At 33.6% G+C, this 15,143-nt stretch carries 17 protein-coding genes; 12 read left to right on the top strand and 5 right to left on the bottom strand.

From position 1 onward, the window contains the following. The first annotated feature begins 36 nt into the window (after positions 1-36). On the top strand, positions 37-156 hold the full coding sequence (locus MKX83_RS24535) for a hypothetical protein (RefSeq protein WP_341060522.1): 120 nt from the start codon (positions 37-39) through the stop codon (positions 154-156). Between the two features lie 284 nt (positions 157-440). Here MKX83_RS24535 and MKX83_RS24530 read toward each other — a convergent pair whose 3' ends face one another. Then, positions 441-998, bottom strand: coding sequence for a MerR family transcriptional regulator (locus MKX83_RS24530; RefSeq protein WP_341060519.1), 558 nt, complete (start codon positions 996-998; stop codon positions 441-443). Positions 999-1,201: 203 nt separating this feature from the next. Between MKX83_RS24530 and MKX83_RS24525 the strand changes: the two genes are divergently transcribed. The 4 genes from MKX83_RS24525 to MKX83_RS24510 all read left to right on the top strand — a co-directional run bounded on the left by MKX83_RS24525 (position 1,202) and on the right by MKX83_RS24510 (position 3,954). Next, a complete protein-coding gene (locus MKX83_RS24525; RefSeq protein ID WP_341060517.1) occupies positions 1,202-1,501 on the top strand; it encodes a hypothetical protein in 300 nt (99 codons plus the stop codon). A gap of 121 nt (positions 1,502-1,622) precedes the next feature. Continuing rightward, positions 1,623-1,808 (top strand): hypothetical protein, encoded by a 186-nt coding sequence (locus MKX83_RS24520; RefSeq protein ID WP_341060516.1) that lies wholly within the window; start codon positions 1,623-1,625, stop codon positions 1,806-1,808. A 265-nt stretch (positions 1,809-2,073) separates the two neighbouring features. Further along, entirely contained in the window at positions 2,074-2,721 is a 648-nt protein-coding gene (locus MKX83_RS24515; RefSeq protein WP_341060514.1) for a hypothetical protein, read from the top strand. 108 nt (positions 2,722-2,829) lie between these two features. Next, complete coding sequence (locus MKX83_RS24510) at positions 2,830-3,954, top strand: hypothetical protein (RefSeq protein ID WP_341060512.1); 1,125 nt, start codon at positions 2,830-2,832, stop codon at positions 3,952-3,954. Between the two features lie 23 nt (positions 3,955-3,977). Here the strand turns inward: MKX83_RS24510 and MKX83_RS24505 are convergent, their stop codons facing one another. Beyond that, a complete protein-coding gene (locus MKX83_RS24505; protein WP_341060409.1) occupies positions 3,978-6,941 on the bottom strand; it encodes a Tn3 family transposase in 2,964 nt (987 codons plus the stop codon). Positions 6,942-7,088: 147 nt separating this feature from the next. On the opposite strand from MKX83_RS24505, the gene MKX83_RS24500 reads away from it, so the two are divergent. Beyond that, the gene (locus MKX83_RS24500; RefSeq protein ID WP_144919621.1) at positions 7,089-7,664 is read left to right on the top strand and encodes a recombinase family protein; all 576 of its coding nucleotides are present in this window, start codon (positions 7,089-7,091) and stop codon (positions 7,662-7,664) included. 120 nt (positions 7,665-7,784) lie between these two features. Here MKX83_RS24500 and MKX83_RS24495 read toward each other — a convergent pair whose 3' ends face one another. Next, positions 7,785-8,165 carry a DUF4183 domain-containing protein gene (locus tag MKX83_RS24495; RefSeq protein WP_341060407.1) on the bottom strand — a complete coding sequence of 127 codons (381 nt, stop codon included), beginning with the start codon at positions 8,163-8,165 and terminating at the stop codon, positions 7,785-7,787. Between the two features lie 152 nt (positions 8,166-8,317). On the opposite strand from MKX83_RS24495, the gene MKX83_RS24490 reads away from it, so the two are divergent. Further along, the gene (locus MKX83_RS24490) at positions 8,318-8,674 is read left to right on the top strand and encodes a DUF4183 domain-containing protein (protein ID WP_144919623.1); all 357 of its coding nucleotides are present in this window, start codon (positions 8,318-8,320) and stop codon (positions 8,672-8,674) included. 456 nt (positions 8,675-9,130) lie between these two features. Beyond that, positions 9,131-10,126 (top strand): hypothetical protein, encoded by a 996-nt coding sequence (locus MKX83_RS24485; RefSeq protein WP_341060510.1) that lies wholly within the window; start codon positions 9,131-9,133, stop codon positions 10,124-10,126. A 44-nt stretch (positions 10,127-10,170) separates the two neighbouring features. Here the strand turns inward: MKX83_RS24485 and mobQ are convergent, their stop codons facing one another. Both mobQ and MKX83_RS24475 read right to left on the bottom strand, forming a co-directional pair. Next, positions 10,171-12,168: a MobQ family relaxase gene (mobQ, locus tag MKX83_RS24480; protein ID WP_341060508.1), complete on the bottom strand. Its 1,998-nt coding sequence runs from the start codon at positions 12,166-12,168 to the stop codon at positions 10,171-10,173. A gap of 16 nt (positions 12,169-12,184) precedes the next feature. Continuing rightward, on the bottom strand, positions 12,185-12,715 hold the full coding sequence (locus MKX83_RS24475; RefSeq protein ID WP_341060506.1) for a GIY-YIG nuclease family protein: 531 nt from the start codon (positions 12,713-12,715) through the stop codon (positions 12,185-12,187). 358 nt (positions 12,716-13,073) lie between these two features. Between MKX83_RS24475 and MKX83_RS24470 the strand changes: the two genes are divergently transcribed. The 4 genes from MKX83_RS24470 to MKX83_RS24455 form a co-directional block, all read left to right on the top strand. Further along, entirely contained in the window at positions 13,074-13,421 is a 348-nt protein-coding gene (locus tag MKX83_RS24470) for a hypothetical protein (protein WP_341060503.1), read from the top strand. A 59-nt stretch (positions 13,422-13,480) separates the two neighbouring features. Then, a complete protein-coding gene (locus tag MKX83_RS24465) occupies positions 13,481-13,894 on the top strand; it encodes a hypothetical protein (RefSeq protein WP_341060501.1) in 414 nt (137 codons plus the stop codon). 178 nt (positions 13,895-14,072) lie between these two features. Continuing rightward, complete coding sequence (locus tag MKX83_RS24460; RefSeq protein ID WP_341060498.1) at positions 14,073-14,690, top strand: helix-turn-helix domain-containing protein; 618 nt, start codon at positions 14,073-14,075, stop codon at positions 14,688-14,690. Between the two features lie 327 nt (positions 14,691-15,017). After that, positions 15,018-15,143 (top strand): AbrB/MazE/SpoVT family DNA-binding domain-containing protein (locus MKX83_RS24455; RefSeq protein ID WP_341060490.1); only part of this gene is annotated, 126 nt, incomplete at its 3' end.

Here is a 15,143-nt window from a genome sequence, read left to right as displayed (position 1 = left end):
ATTATTCTTCGTAAGTATTCTAATGCTCGTGCTTGCATGATTTCGGGCTATATAAGCGATAGCAATGTTGAACTTGCTAATGGGAAGATTGTTTTAAGTCGTGGTGTATTGGCATTGTTATATGAAGAATTAGAGGGTTATATGTCTTTAAAATAAGGATTCGTATTGACAAATAAATATACATTGCCCATACATTCTAGTAGACATAACATCACTTATTGGCAGTTATGAAGCAGTCAGAAGCCTTGTGCTTACTGGCTTTTTCTTTTTGTTCACTATGGCCAAACAATATACAGTGAGCAAAATAGGGATAGAACAATATTTGTGCGTTTTAAAGAATGTATGAATAGGTGTATAAATTTAATCGATTTTTTATAAGTTTATGTGTTTGAACCAGAAGTGGATTATCCACTTCTGGATAATCCATAAGTGGTGAAAGTTCATTCCCAAAACTTCCACCACTTTCTTTTATTTTCATTTGTAGTGGCAATTTCTTTTTGGACTTCATGTAGGTTTTGTAAGGGGTCATTGAGTTTTTGTTCATGCTCTTCTTGTTTTTTTTCTATTTCAGCAATATGTTTTCGTAGTTCTGTAATTTCTTCTTTTTGATCAGCGATGATTTCCATGGTTTTGGACATTTGTTCTAGTGCTAGTTGAAGTTGTTGAGCATACTGTTTTATCTCGTTTTCTGATTGTTGTTGCACTGCTGTTGTGGTTATTGCGTTTGTATCTTCTATGTCGATATTTCTAGGAAACATCTGACTTAGACCATTCTCAATTTCCATTGCGGTAAGTTTGTTTTTAAATCCTTGCGCAATAAACCGCAAGACTTCTATAGTTTCGGGTCGATAGCGCTTTTTTCTTCCTTCACCAACGGAAGGAATATAATCTATGAAATTGTCTCTATAATATCTTGCAGTTGATTCTGGTATATTTAATTCTTTTGCAATGTCTGCAATGGTTAATAATTTTTTGATGAGGATGACCTCCAATCTCAATGAGAAAATTTATAAAGTTTTTCTACAAAGCTTCTTTAATTTCCTATCTTATGAATTATTTAGGTTTTGCTTCGGCATGTCGAAATATGTCGACTTTTATCCTACTAGATATAGTTGAGGAAATTTAATTAAATGGTATAATAAGTACGTAAATGTACTTATGGGTCTGTTTTTGACCATTTATAAGGAGGTGAAATATTTAATTGGCAAAAGAAATACAAATTAAGTTTACAGTTAATGAAAATCAAAAATCTCGTTTAGATAAATTAGCTAAACAAAGAGAAGTTACCGTAAATCAATTTGCTAAATTAACTGCATTAGGTGTGAGAATGACACCTGCACCAGTGATTGATATATCAAAAAATCACATGGAAGAAACTGAATTACTTAACGAGATTTTGCGCTATTTTCATGAACATCCAGATGGGGATGCAAGTCTTTTTATTTCTTCTAAATTTGATGAGGAATTGATCAGCAAGATTAAAGCGTATCTTAAAAACTAAAAAAAATGTTCCCTGCATACACAGAGAACACTATGCAGATAAGATTCGGGCCCTATTTGCATATCTCCAGTATGCAAGAACAGTTCATATAAATCAAATAAACATTCTGGAGGATTTTATAATGATGTCTATCGATGAAAGATTAGGAGAAGTAGAAGAAAAAACACATATGTTAAATGTATTATCACGCATTACTAGCTCTTTATTAGTAGATGATGAATATACGAAGAAGGCTGCTGCGGATGAATTAATCGAATTTATGAATTCTCAAATGAAAAAAATACCTTATATTACCGAAAATAGATAAGACTATTAAAAAACTACAACTTAATATGAGTGGTTCTCGTTGAAAAGTCGCTATACGAGTTAACTATACTATTTTCTAGTTAATGGACTACGCTATAAATCCATTTGTGACTCTATTTCTTAACATTATACATACGTATAAAAGGTTGTTGATGCAAGCCAGAAATCAGCAAAATAGGAGTTGAACATGCCCTGTTGGGAGCCTTCACTCTGACATGAGAAAACATGGATAAAAACGCTTAAATTCTAAGAAATGAGGCGGTTTTATGAAAAAGAAATTAATGATTTTTGGGATAGTTACATTTCTAGGTATTGGTGTAACGTCTGGCTTTACTTTATATAAAAATAATGTTGAAGCCGAGGAATTAAAAATAGCAGAAGAAAAACAGGCAGAAGCTGAAAGAATTGCTGAAGAGAAAGAAAAAGAGAAACAAATTGCTATGGAAAAGGCTGAAAAGGAACGTTTAGCGAAAGAGAAGGAAGAGCAAGAGAAAGAACGAATTGAGAAAGAAAAAGCTGAACAAGAGCGTATCAAAAAGGAAAAGGCAGAACAAGAGCGTTTAGCTGAAGAACAGAGATTGGCTAATCTAAAAAAAGAAGTTGATAAACAAGTTTCAGAAGGAAAACTTGATTATGCAGATAGAGCCAAAGAACCTCCTTCTTCACCTGCAAAAGAACAACCAAAACAATCAATTGTAACAAAACCAAATCCACCTAGTTCAAATAACAATACTTCTACTCCTAAAAAAGAAACATCGTCTGAGCAAAAGAAATCTCCGGTAGTTAAAGAGAAAGAAGAAACAAAGAGCGATGATAATTACGGTTTGAAACCAGGTGATACATTTGAAATTGAGTTAGATCAAGGAGGAGATATTGATAGAGGAGGTACTTGGGAAGGCGGTTGGACAGATTAATGATGCTAATGAAATTTATAAAAATAAATAAATAAGCTTTTTAAGCACTTTATCGATTAAAGATAGGGTGCTTTTTTATTGGAATTAGATACTAGGGAGGAAAAGAAAATGAGGAAAAAATTCAAATGGGTACCGTTTGTTGTTATGATGGTTCTTTTTATACAATTATTTGCGCCTTTGAAAAATATCAATAATGTTATGGCATCTAGTGCAACAGTAGAATATCGAGGTCAGATTTCATATGGTGGTTCAACAGTTGGGGATTTTAGGGTTAATGGTGAACAAGCATTTTGTATAGAGCACTTTAAGCCAACACCTCCAACAAATACACCAAACAATGGAACTAGCCTTTATAACGATAAAAAAATCGCAGCTGCATTATATTGGGGTTGGGGTGGAGATGAAAATATTTTTGGTTCTGATAGAGAACGTGGGGTTGTTGTTACATCGCTTGTTTTGAGTGAAATTTATACAGGTGAGTCTGCAGGAGGAAAGAATATTCCTGGTTATGCTGAACTTTATAAAAAAGCGATGTCTGAGGATATTCCAAATGCAGATATAGATTTTTCAAAAAAGGTTATTGATAGTTCAATTAGTGGCAATGTCCAAAAAACAGAAACAAACAAATTTAATGGTGACCGTTCAAATAAGGTTTCTTTTAATTTGCCAAAGGAAGTTACTTTGCATAATGTAACTACCGGGAAAAAGAAAACTGGTGGTACTGTAACATTAAAAGGTGGAGAATCTTTTTATTTAACAGCACCTTTATCTTATGGCAAAGATTTTAATACAGGAAAATTAAAAGGTTCTATGAAAGAATTTTCTCCATTGGTTGTTGCTATGAAAAACCCTTCATTTCAAAAATTATCATTTGGAGTGCGAATAGATCCACTAGATACTGCAAGTTTTGAAGCAAACTTTGAAGTAAGACAAAAAGAGATAACCGTTCAACATAAAGACGAATATAACAAGGCTTTATTAGAAGAACAGGACTACACGAGAAATATAGGTTCTGACTATAGTTTTTCTCCAAAAAACACGATTAAAAAAGGTGATAATACTTATGTGCCAGTCAGTAAATCAAAGCTTACTGGAACATTAGGAAATAAAGATATTACTTTAACATTTTGGTACAACCTTCAACGCACTATCACAATTAAGCATGTTGATGCTCGTGATAATGGGGTAGCGTCAGGAAAATGCGGATTTACAACGTTAAGCAAATTTTTCTAACGATTACCCCGTTTTTAACAACGTTAAGAAAGCTTTAATGGTCTTAAAGAATCTAGAGAAACCTCTTTGTCTGAATTAAAATGATATTCTCCAAGTAAATTTATATGCTCCCAACCTAGAGGGGATATATGATGCAATAAGTCTTCATTTAAATTACCTAATCTTTTTTGATACTCAACTGCTTTTGTAAGATGTAGAGTGTTCCATACACTAATAGCATTTATAATAATGTTCAATGCACTAGCTCTTTGTAATTGATGTTGTAGAGTTCGTTCTCGAAGTTCACCCTGTTTGCCAAAAAAGATCGCTCTTGCCAACCCATTCATCGCTTCCCCTTTATTCAATCCTTTTTGAATTTTTCTCCTTAAAGATTCATTGGAAAGATAATTTAGAATAAAAATTGTTTTTTCTATTCTCCCCATTTCACGTAAAGCCGTGGCTAAACTGTTCTGTCTAGAATAAGAACCTAGTTTCCCCATAATAAGAGATGCTGACACAGTTCCTTCTCTTATTGAATGAGCTAATCGCAAAACATCTTCATAATTTTCTTTAATAATCTTTTTATTTATTTGACCACGTAAAATAGGCTCTAATTTGGGATATTCACTTGCTTTCCCTATTGTAAATAATTTTGAATCTGATAAGTCTCTTATTCTTGGAGCAAACTTAAACCCTAATAGATGAGTTAATCCAAAAATTTGATCGGTATAACCTGCTGTGTCTGTATAATGTTCTTCTATATTTAAATCAGTTTCATGATGTAATAAACCATCCAAAACGTGAATAGCATCCCTCGAATTGGTATGAATAATTTTTGTGTAATAAGAAGAAAATTGGTCACTTGTAAACCGATAAATTGTAGTGCCTTTTCCAGTCCCATAATGAGGATTAGCATCAGCGTGTAATGATGAAACACCTAATTGCATTCTCATTCCATCTGAAGAAGAAGTTGTGCCATCACCCCAATAGGATGATAAGTCTAATTTATGGTGAAAATTCACTAATACAGCTTGGGCTTTATTCATCGCATCTTCATGCATTCGCCATTGAGAAACATTAGCTAATTGCTTATAAGTAAGTTCTGGTGTTGCTTCAGCCATCTTGCTCAAACCAATGTTCATCCCCATTCCTAACAGGGCTGCCATGACTATGATTGTTTCTTCTTTATCAGGCTTTCGGTTATTGGATGCATGAGTAAATTGTTCGTGAAATCCAGTTATATGAGCAACATCCATCAGTAAATCCGTTAACTTTATTTTTGGTAGCATTTGATAAAGGGTTGCACTAAATTTTTTTGCTTCTTCTGGAACATCTTTTTCTAGCCGGGCAATGGAAACCTTTCCTTTTTCCAAAGAAATTCCTTCTAATTTGTTTGCATTTGCAGATAGCCATTTTAGTCTTTCATGAAGACTGTCGGTTCTCTCCTTTATATAATCTTCGAAAGATAAACTAACTGATAATCTGGTATTCTCTTTCGTTTGGTTCCATATATCTTCTGAAAATAAATATTCCTCAAAATCTCTATATTGCCTACTACCTACAATGGAAACATCCCCAGCCCTAACGTGTTCCCTCAATTCTGTTAAGACAGCCATTTCATAATAATGACGATTGATTGTACCATCATCATCATATAAGTGTTTTTTCCAACGATTTGAAATGAAATCTACTGGTGATCCGTCGGGCACTTTTCGCTTTCCAGATTCGTTCATTCCTCGTATAACCTCGACAGCTTGCAAAAGTGTTTCTGTTGCCTTAGTAGAATGAAACTCCAATACCTTTAATAATGTTGGCGTATATTTTCTAAGAGAATAAAATCTTTTTTGCAACAAGTCCAGATAATCATAGTCAGCAGGGCGTGCAAGCTCTTGAGCTTCTTCTACAGAAGAAACAAAAGAATTCCATTCAATAATGGACTCTAAAACCTCAAAAACATCCAATTTTTCTTCTTTTGCTTTTATCAATGCTTGTCCTATGTTTGTAAAGTGTATAACTTTCTCATTCAACTTTTTACCGTTTTGTTTTTGAATTTCTTCTTGTGCCTTACGCCCTTTTGATAATAGGCTAAGAATTTGTCGGTCATGGATTTCGAAAGCTTTATCCGTTAGCTCTTGAGATAAGTGTAATAAATACACAGTTAGTATTGAATGACGTTTATTTTCCTGAAAATCACGAAATGCATAAGGCTCATATCTTGAGCCAAGACGAGAGAGCTGTAACAATCGATTACGGTGTAAATGATGAATATTAACTTTTTCTAATTCCATTTCTCGTATATATTCTAGTCGTTCTATTACTTTTAGAAACGTTTCAGGAGAAGGGTGTCCCGGTGGTTCTTTTAACCAGCCTAATATCGTTTTATTAGACTCTGATTGATGATGTGAACTAATGATTTCTTCCAATTTCTCTTTTTGCTCAATTTTTAGAGATTGACTGACGGTATTATATATTTTCTTTTCAGCCATAGCTCTTGCTTCCCACACTATTCTTTCAAGCGTAGTAATGGCAGGTAGTATGATTCGATTTTTTCTCAAGAAGTCTAAGCATTCAAATAGTAAATGTGAGGTGTCACCATTTTCGAAAGCTAACTGATGAAGATGTTTAAATGTCATTCGATATTCTTTTAAAGTGAAAGGCAAAAAACCAAATTCATTACGAATCTCTTTCAAATGATCCCATAATGTATTGTCTCTTTGAGGATAAAGGCTAAGTGAAGATGAAGTAGCCCCAATTTGTTTTGCTATGTAATGTAAAACGGACTCTGGGATACTTTTGATATGCGTGTATGACCAACCTGGGTAGTGAAGAACGGCTAACTGAGTAGCAAACCCTAATCGGTTTTCTTCCCGCCTTCGTTTATTTATAATTTCTAATTCTCGTTTTGAAAAAGTATAGTACGTTCCCAAGACCCATTCATCTTCTGGAATTTGCATAAGAGCTTGCCTTTGCTCTGCTGTAAGTAATTCTCTTCCTCTTGCAATTTTCATATTGTACCAACCCATTTCTCTATTTTTCAGATTATTAGTATAATTATATATCAATAGAGTGTACTCTATTGATACAAGTATAGTAGACTGATAAAATCATAGTTAAGAGTGTCTCATAAGACTTGTCTCAAAAATGAGGTGAAATTTTTGCGGAAAATCGGTTATATACGCGTCAGTTCGACTAGCCAAAATCCTTCAAGGCAATTTCAGCAATTGAACGAAATTGGATTGGATATTATTTATGAAGAAAAAATTTCAGGAGCCACAAAGGATCGTGAACAACTTCAAAAAATGTTAGAGGATTTACAGGAAGGTGACATTATTTATGTTACAGATTTAACTCGGATCACTCGAAGTACGCAAGATTTATTTGAATTGATTGATTTAATACGAAATAAAAAGGCAAGCTTAAAATCACTTAAGGACACATGGCTAGATTTATCAGAAGATAATCCATACAGTCAATTCTTAATTACGGTAATGGCTGGTGTTAACCAATTAGAGCGAGACCTTATTCGTATGCGTCAGCGTGAAGGAATTGAGCTCGCAAAGAAAGAAGGGAAGTTTAAAGGACGGTTAAAGAAATATCATAAAAATCACGCAGGAATGAATTATGCAGTTAAGCTATATAAAGAAGGAAATATGACTGTAAATCAAATTTGTGAAATTACAAATGTATCTAGGGCTTCATTATATAGAAAGCTGTCAGAAGTGAACAATTAGTCACTCCTTATTCCATATAAGGTCCCGATTGTGGAGTATCTCTAATTACGTAGTAGAAGAAAAAAACGACATAAAACAAATATAAAAACCCCCTGAATCTAGATTCAGGGGCACTCGTTATTAAGTGACTATTGTAGTATTTGATGTTGGTGAGAAGTTTGTAACAACAAGAACCACAGGAGAATTTTGTTCTATTGTTGAGCCAGCAGGTACTGTAATTACTAGCTGCCCTACTCCTGTACCACCAGCTGTATAAGCCGATACATCTTCCATCTGTAGCACACCATTAATATAAACGTCAAAATAGCTATTATTAGTTGCTAAGGCTGGTAATGTAGTTGCGGCTGCTCCAGTGTCTGTAAAGAAATCTTCAACAGCAATTGTTAAAGTACCTGCACCTGTAACTGTCGAAGCTGCTTCATTAAAGAATCTTTCAATAGTTGGAACTGTTTCGACAGTAGAACTACCAGTAATAGCAAGTTTCATAATTTGAAGTGCCAATTAGATTTCACCACCTTTATCGTGTTCCTATTTAGTTTATGACAACAAAAAAATTTTGTTTAAACTAAAGTATCTAATTGTTAAAGTTATTAGCACAATCTTAATAAAAATTTATAAAATATAGTGATATGTAAATGGAGGTTAGCCTGAATATGATAAATGGAATAACTATAAAAAAAACTGAAAATACTTTACCAAGTCCTTTACTAATGATCCCTTCTTTACCTTCAACTTCCTTATATTTTCGTTGTCCCAAAAAAATAGATGTTATTGAATTTTATGCCATATCAGATGGACGTAGCAGAATTTATAAAGAAAACGATGGAGTAAAAGGGATTGGAAAACAAATAATCCTTGACCCTAAAAAGGTATCATATATGAACCTTTTTATAAACGGAGTATTGCAACCTAAAGAAAGCTATGAAGTGGGGAGAGGAGTAATTAAGTTAAAAACAGTGGACGTACCAATAAAAGGAGCGCCGGTTATACTGCAAATGTTTATTGTGTAATTTTGGCCACTTCTTATTGGGCAAAAATGGACAAGTCATAAAAAATTTATTGAGCACTTCAAGGAAATAGTGTAGATGTAATCTTCAGCAAACAAAGCGCTTTAATGAAGTAACTAAAGCCTAATTTCTCACTTACAACACTGGTATATTAGACTTTTTTAAATTTGGATTTCCTTAACGTTGTAAATCCGCATTTTCCTGACGCTACCCCATAATAAGGTTTTAAAAACAGAAACAGAAACGAAACTTAGGGGAGATAAATATAGTTATGGTCCTAAAACAGATTTAAAAAAGGGAGATTATACTTATCGCCCATTATCGAAGGATAAAAAAACAGGGACTGTTGCAGGCAAAAATATCACTCTAACTTTTTATTACGACACACCTTTAATTAAAACAGGACTTGAAAAAATACAAGTTTATACTGCACCAGCTAAAGATGGATTACCCGTAAATGTGAATTTATCAAAAGTGAATTATTACCCTATGGCAAACGGGGATATGGAAGAAGCGAAAGTAAATGTATCTCTGTATCAAGGGAAAGATAAAGTCGCTTCAAATGCTTATACAGCTAAAACTTTACCGAAAAGTATTAAATTCAAAGTACAGTCTAATAAACTTGAAGTGAACCAGAAAAAGCCATATACCGTAAAAATTGAAGGTCACAATAAGAATGATATTGATGTTATATCTGATGCAGCTGCTATTACAACAGATGGTTATACTTCTTCCGAGCGTTCTTTTAATACGAGTGATACATCATTTTCTCATACAGGTGTTATCATGACAGAACGTGAGATTAAAAAGGATATGAAGGTCTACAATGAGACTTTAAAAGTCAACATGAATGAACTTCAAAGAAAGAGAACTGGCTATGGATTCGAGAATCCAATTGATGTTGTTTATACAAATGAACTTGGCCAAGAATTCTCGAGTGAGTTTGATTTTTATGCACCAAACTCCATAGTGGATAATACTTATTTAACCTATCGAAAAGATAAAGACCGTTCAATCATACCTTTTGAATTGACTAACCATAAGGAAAGTAAGAAAAATGATGTTTTAACAACGACTGAAAAGCTTGAATATCCTCAAATAAAAATTGAAGAAATTACTGGTTACTTATTTTCTATGGATCAAGTAGAAAAGAAAGATTCGAGAATAGAGTATGACCTTATTGATGGAGGACGCAAGTTTTATACACCAATTTGGGGACATGTTGGGATGTATGAATTAGAGACAAAAAGTAGTAGTCCTTTAGGGGTTCATAAAATAAACCTGTCTATAAAACAAGATTTTGAAATCTTTGCTCACATGCTTGCTCATATGGATTCGGAGACTGTGAAAGATGATGCTCTTTTACTCATTCCAGTAAATTCAGATGACCCAGTATTCCCTGATAATTGGACAGAAGAAGATAAACAGGCATTTTACAAATGGGATAAAAAATAAACATTTAGAACACTCCTGCCTTCTAGGTAGGAGTGTTCTTTTTCTTATCTATCTATTCCATATGATTGATGAATATTTTTCTTTTTTCTTTTTCCTTTGATATCTTGTTCTTTCTGTTTTTGTTCTTTGGTCATTTCTTGCCCTGCTTGTTTAATACCATCTATGACTGCGTTCAATAAGCCAAACCCTTTTTCTAATGATTGAATTTGTGTTTGATATTCCGGAATTTTCGTCTCTATCTCATTGAAAGCTTTTACTTGTTTTTCAAAGTCTGCTCTTCCAGAAATACCTTCTTTTTTCATGTAATTCTTATAGGTGTTACGATTGGTTATTGCATTTTCATATTCTTGTTTGGCTGATTTTGAAACAAGCAACTTCCCTTTTAGCAATGGATTATTCTCATATTTTTCAATAATGGCTTGGTGTTTCTCGAAATTTTTCAAATAAGATTCTGCACGTTGTAAGCGTTCTTTAGTCTGATCTACACGATAAACTTCTTTTTGAAGCTTTTGAATTTCTGTTTTTCGGCTATTTACTGTCTTTTCAATGGTCTCGATTGGGACAACTTTCCCTTTTCCATACTTAGAATTCACATCAACAAGCTTGAGAGCCGTTTTAAAGCTCATATGGCGCATTTCAGGTCTTTCAGGATATAAAGAAGCCAATTGACGAACAAAAGCGTTTTTATGGGCCATTTCAGCCTTCTGAAGCATATCACGTTCAGAATGGATATATTGACGAGTGTTTCTATTTTTCTGGATAAGTCCTGGTTGTTCTATTTCATGTTGCGTTTTAATTTGGTTAAATTCTTTCTCGCTATTAAAACCAAGCTTTTCTCGATGATAGTTCAGTTTTTCATTATGGAATTTGATTTCGCCTTTTGCCTTCGAAATCTCTTGTTCGGCTCTTTCTTTTGTGATTCGATTTTCCTTTAATTTCAATGGGTTAAGCCAATTAATATTTTCAATCTGTTTTTCAGCCGTCTGGATCTCTTTGTTAAACAAATCAATCCTTTTGAAATGTTCGGAAGCACCTTGGATAGTTTCGTTCTTCCAACGGATATAGCTATCATTTTTATTTAATCGTTCATCCCATTTATCAAGCTGATTATAGCGTTTTTTAATGTTTTCTAAAGAAGGTTCGTTCTTTAAAATCTTAGAAGCATTTTGAAGGACTGTACGTTCTACAGGTGTATTAAATTGTTGTGTGTTTTCCTTTTCCTTCAATGCTTGTTTTTCTTTACGATATGTTTCAAGTTCAACAACAAGATTATTATATTCTTGACGTTCTCGGTTAATATTTCCTCTATCTGTTTGTACACCACGCTTTTCCATTTTATGAGCAACATGGCCAAGGTGAATGGTTGGCAGTTGTTCAAGTCCTTGGGCTTCATTAGATAGATGAGAAATTCGTTCCTCAATTCTTTCTCGTTCAAGTGCTTTATTGGCATAGTTTGCCCATTTTTCTCTCCATTTTTCTAAAGTTTTCTTTTGGTCCCAGTCTGTCAAAAAGTGTGTTTTATATTTAGGTTTCCCTTTTTTATCAAGGATTTTCTCACCGTTCTGGTCTAATTCATACACCTTTTTCTTTTTGTTTCCCCAAGTACCATCTTCGTTAAATGGTCGCATAGTCAACATAATATGGGCGTGAGGATTATCTTCATCGTCTCTATGTATGGAAATATCAGCAACCATGCCCTTATCAACAAACTCTCTCTGAGCATATTCACGAATCAACTCTTTTTGTTGGTCATGAGACAGTTCTTTTGGGAGAGCAATATTCACTTCTCTTGCTAGTTGAGATTTAGCATGCTTTTCGATTTTTTCAACTTCATTCCATAAACGATTACGGTCTTGTACCCATTCTGGAGCATGAGAAGGAGCAAGAATCATGGTATCCGGTTGAACTTCCCTTTTATAAAATTTCGTTTGATTCGTCCTTTGGTCATTCAAGTTTTCACCACTACGATAAGCAGCTGCCGCAACAGCCGATTGACCTTTTCCTCTTGAAATGATTTGCGCTGAAAAATGATAGATCGCCATGATTCTCACCTCTTTTCTATTCTGTGGGGTAATGTATTCTATAATCTGAGATTTCCCTTAAATCGCTAAGTTGAATGTTTTCAAAAGTCTTATCTTTAATGCAATTTGAAGGTAGTTCATTAACTATTGGGTAAGGTTTTAAATCTAGTTCATTTTGTAATGGAATGATTCTGTTTTTTGCCTTTAACCTATGTTCAAAGCTGATATTCTTCTTCCAGTGTTCAAAATTTTCGTTTTGTACTTTATAATCGTTTTGCTCTGCAACTTTCTCCCATACTCTTTCGAATTGCCAAATTTCAAAATTCAGCATGTATGCTTTTTCTAAAAGCAAAAGATAGGGTTTTAATTCTTCTTTTAATAATTGATTAATCCATAAATCTTTTCTCGATTTATCATTTAAATTTTTCCCGGATGAAATATGACCTCTATACCTTCTTTTTAAGTCGCTGGTTGCACCTATGTAGATATTCCGTTCAATTTCTCTTGGGTCGATTAATGCGTAGATATGAATCATTTTTGGTTTTTCCAGTAAATTAAAAATGGACAATAGAAAACATCTCCTTCCCTTATCGCCACGCGAATCCACTTTAAAATGAAATTCGCAAGCGATTGCGATTTCTATTTTACTGAAACAAAAGGAGAGAAATCGGAGATTTATCCTTTTTGTTTTAAGACTTGCCGAAAGGCAAGTAGTCTTTCTACTCTTCCGTTTCGGAAGGGAGAAGCTTTTTGTTCCGAAGGAACCGCACACACCCGATAGGGTGTATAAGTGCGCCCTTATCTCTTTCAGTTATAAGGGAATCATACCATAACTCATGAATAGAATCTAGCATTATAGGTAGTGTTTTCCATTCGTTTGCGATACAATGAATTAAAGGAAAATATATTTGGTGGTGAATAAAATAATGTCACGTAAAACAGACGAAGAACGTTTAAAAGAACTGGAACAAAAGATGGAACAAATCAAGGCAAAGAAACAACAAGTTGCCAGTCGAATCCAACAAAAAGAAAGAAAAGAGCGTACACGAAGATTAATTCAAGTGGGTGCGATCTTTGAGAAGTATTTTGATATTAATGGTGAGAAACAAGCTGAAAAAGTAGCCTATGGAATGAAAGATGCAGTGGACAAGCACAAAGAAAAATTATTGAATATTGATGTAGAAAAATCCAAGCAAGAAAACAAGTTGGTTTATGAAGTCCAAGAGGAACGCTTAATCATGCCAGAAGGGGAGAAACCACCTTACCAACCGTAATGCCTTGATGGCATTTTTAGTTGCCTTGATGGCAACGTTTATTACTTGGAGGTGTAGAGTTGATTTGTTCTTATTGCGAAACAGAAAGCAGTAGTTTGGCAAGCGATTGCGAATTTTGTGGTGCTCCATTGAAACCGCAGCGGCCAAAAAAGAAAGAATTTATCTATCTGGAGCAATGTGAATTACCTTTTATTGAGTTGTCGCTTTTTCATACATATGATTTATTGGTTTTGTTACGATTGGTGAGAGGTGAAAGAACAAAATGCTATCACCTTATGAGAAGCGTTCAGAAGGGCTCTAATTTGATAGAAATAGATTCTGATACTCTAACCTTTGCAGAAAACGAATACAGGCTCTATACGGCACGTATGAAGGTTATAGAGGGTATCTTGATTGATAGAATGGGTTACAAACCTAAGAGAATTGACGATAAGTTACTTGTAAGCCTTCAGAGAAAGATTGAAAATGGGTAGAAAAAAGGGAATTTTATTGATATTGTCGAATTATAGAGAAATGAGAAAAACCGCCTTAGCTTTGGTCGGCTGGCGGTTTCTCAAAAGACGCAAGGGATTAGTCCCTTTATATTTGTTTGATATATATATTCTATCATATTTGGACTAATTCCTGCTACATAAGGGAGAGAAAAAAGTAGTGGGGAAAAAGATTATAGATTTTGAACAAGCTGAAAAGAATGCGAGAATTAGAGATTTTGAAAATGAAAAGCTAGAATATGCTCAGAATTTTGGTGGAATTTCTAAAGAAGAAATTGATAATGCGATGGCTATTTTAAGTAAAGCTTCTGGTAAAGAAGTCTTTTTAGGTACTAAGAGATCACCTCAATCGAAAGTGAGGTTTGCTCAGATTTTACAAACTAACTATGATTTTTTAAGAGAAAAAGATTATTTAACTGCAAAGGAAAAAACATTTTTACTTGATGTTGTTTCTTTTATTGCTTTTGATTCAAATTGTATTGTTGATGATGTTAAAGCTAAAAATCCAGTTCCATTAAACATTTCAGAACTTGCTAAGAAAATAAAGTTAACTCGTGCAAATACAAGCCTTTCTGTAAATTCATTAGTGAAAAAAGGAATATTAGCTAAGGCTGAAAGTGGTATTGAAGGTAACAATGCTAAAGCATATTCTTTATATGTTAATCCTCATATTATCTATGCAGGAGATAAAGACAATGTAAATGAAGCACTTAAAACGATGTTTTTCAAATCTATGAAAATGAAAATTTTAAAAGATTTACCAGATAAATTATTTTAATATTTAAAGGGATTGACTATTTTTAGTTAGTCTCTTTTTTTGTTTTCGTGTGTATTGTTTTCGATACGAATGTGTATTGTTTTCGATACAGACGAAAAACTCTAAAAACCTTGGTATAACAGCTTTTTTTACACATCTATAACTCTCTCTCTTCTCACTCTATATTTAATAGCAAGTCGGCGTTATTTTTGCAACACTAAATTTATATATTTTTCGATGAATGCCCTAAAGGCAAAAACGCTACCATTAAGGTAGCTACGTCTATAAGATAATTTGCCAAATAAAAGTATAATGAATTTAACTAAAAAAATTAAAGAGGTGAATCATTTGAAAAGCACTGGGATTGTTAGAAAAGTGGATGAACTAGGTAGAATCGTTATACCTATCGAATTAAGAAGAGTGATGGATATTAATATTAAAGATCCATTAGAAATTTTTGTAGATACAGATAAA

Source organism: Cytobacillus sp. FSL M8-0252 (assembly GCF_038007345.1).
GTDB classification, from domain to species: domain Bacteria; phylum Bacillota; class Bacilli; order Bacillales; family Cytobacillaceae; genus Cytobacillus; species Cytobacillus kochii.
This window is presented reverse-complemented; position numbering and strand designations above follow the sequence as displayed.

Bases quoted from the DNA above. Each gene is read 5' to 3' on its own strand.
- MKX83_RS24535 (WP_341060522.1), top strand. From the start codon at position 37: ATGATTTCGGGCTATATAAGCGATAGCAATGTTGAACTTGCTAATGGG.
- mobQ (WP_341060508.1), bottom strand. From the start codon at position 12,168: ATGGCGATCTATCATTTTTCAGCGCAAATCATTTCAAGAGGAAAAGGT.
- MKX83_RS24490 (WP_144919623.1), top strand. From the start codon at position 8,318: ATGATAAATGGAATAACTATAAAAAAAACTGAAAATACTTTACCAAGT.
- MKX83_RS24515 (WP_341060514.1), top strand. From the start codon at position 2,074: ATGAAAAAGAAATTAATGATTTTTGGGATAGTTACATTTCTAGGTATT.
- MKX83_RS24520 (WP_341060516.1), top strand. From the start codon at position 1,623: ATGATGTCTATCGATGAAAGATTAGGAGAAGTAGAAGAAAAAACACAT.
- MKX83_RS24505 (WP_341060409.1), bottom strand. From the start codon at position 6,941: ATGAAAATTGCAAGAGGAAGAGAATTACTTACAGCAGAGCAAAGGCAA.
- MKX83_RS24510 (WP_341060512.1), top strand. From the start codon at position 2,830: ATGAGGAAAAAATTCAAATGGGTACCGTTTGTTGTTATGATGGTTCTT.
- MKX83_RS24470 (WP_341060503.1), top strand. From the start codon at position 13,074: ATGTCACGTAAAACAGACGAAGAACGTTTAAAAGAACTGGAACAAAAG.